The following is a 1481-nucleotide window of genomic DNA, read 5'->3' as shown; positions in this document are numbered from 1 at the left end:
ATCATTGCTTCAAGTTTAGTCTTGGTTACAGCTATTGGTATTTCATCTTGTACCGACAAGTTTGAAGAATACAATACTGATGCGAGCAGATTAACGGAGCTTGATGCATCGGCTGTAGGTAATGCATTTGCAGCATCTCAGCACAGAGGTGTCATGTTTTCATGGCAATTATTCCAGAGTTTGTTTGGCGATTTACAGGCACAATATTATGGCAACATCGCTCAGAATTTTGGTTCAGACCGTAACTTTATGAATGGTAACTGGCTGAATGGTGCTTTTAATGGTTTTTATAACCAGATTCCAGCATTATTAGGTGTATTGGAAAATACAGCACCGGGTGGTAAAGCAGCCAATCCAGCTGTTTATGCCATAGCCAATATCTGGAAAGTTAAAGTTTATCAGCCAGTAACTGATAACTGGGGACCGATTCCATACTCTGCGGTAGGAAACGGACTAAAGTCTGTTGATTATGATGCGCAGGATGTTATCTACAAAGATTTCCTGACTACATTAGCTAAATCAACTGCTGATCTTCAAGCATTTAAAGGAAAAAATGTACTTGGAAGCAATGACCTTGTTTATGGTGGTGATGTTGATAAGTGGATTTTATTCGCAAACACTCTACGTCTTCGTATTGCTATCCGTATCTCTGGAGTAGAGCCTGCATTGGCAAAAACCAATGCTGAAGCTGCTGTAGCAGGCGGAGTAATGGAAACCAATGCTCATGATGCATTTGTGAAAACAACTGCAAATAACATCAACAGCTTTAACCAGGCAACAGCCTGGAATGAGTTCCGTATGAGTGCTGCAATGGAGTCTGTATTAACCGGTTTTGAAGATCCTCGTATTTCTAAGTTCTATGCTCCGCTTCCGGGAACAACTGCAACTTTCAAAGGTATCCGTAATGGATATACTCAGGTTGAATTAGGTTTACCGGAGAATCAGAACACGAAGCTGTCAAACGTAGCTGACAGATTCTTACCGGCAAATCAGACTACTAATCCATTTGAGGTTATGATGGCTGCAGAAGCGTGGTTCTTAAGAGCAGAAGGTGCATTGAAAGGATGGAACATGGGTGCAGGTACTGCAAAAACGTTCTATGATAAAGGAATCGAAACCTCGATGAAACAATGGGGTATTTCTGATGCAGCTGCAATTGCAGCTTATACTGCAAGTACAAAAACTCCAATCGCTGTAACAGGCGCTGTAGTTTCACCTGCATTGAGCGATATTACTGTGGTTTGGTCAGCAGATCCAGCGAAGCAATTAGAGCAGGTAATCACACAAAAGTGGATTGCTTTATGGCCAAATGGAGTTGAAGCATGGGCTGAATATCGTCGTACCGGTTTCCCTAAACTATATCCAAGAATGAATTCAGAGAGTTTATTCGTGTCTAAGGATCAGGTTATTCGTCGTACACCATTTGTGATTGGTGAGACCCAAACAAACGCACCGGGTCTTGCAACCGGAGTTGCAAAACT

1 protein-coding gene is annotated in these 1481 nt (G+C 41.9%); it reads left to right on the top strand.

Annotation, left to right across the window (positions count from 1 at the left end):
• Positions 1-1481, top strand: a 1481-nt coding sequence (locus Q8M41_RS12045) for a SusD/RagB family nutrient-binding outer membrane lipoprotein (protein WP_305365527.1), incomplete at both ends; no start/stop codon positions are given.

The sequence above is a fragment of the Daejeonella sp. genome (assembly GCF_030684675.1).
Classification (GTDB): domain Bacteria; phylum Bacteroidota; class Bacteroidia; order Sphingobacteriales; family Sphingobacteriaceae; genus Daejeonella.
This window is presented reverse-complemented; position numbering and strand designations above follow the sequence as displayed.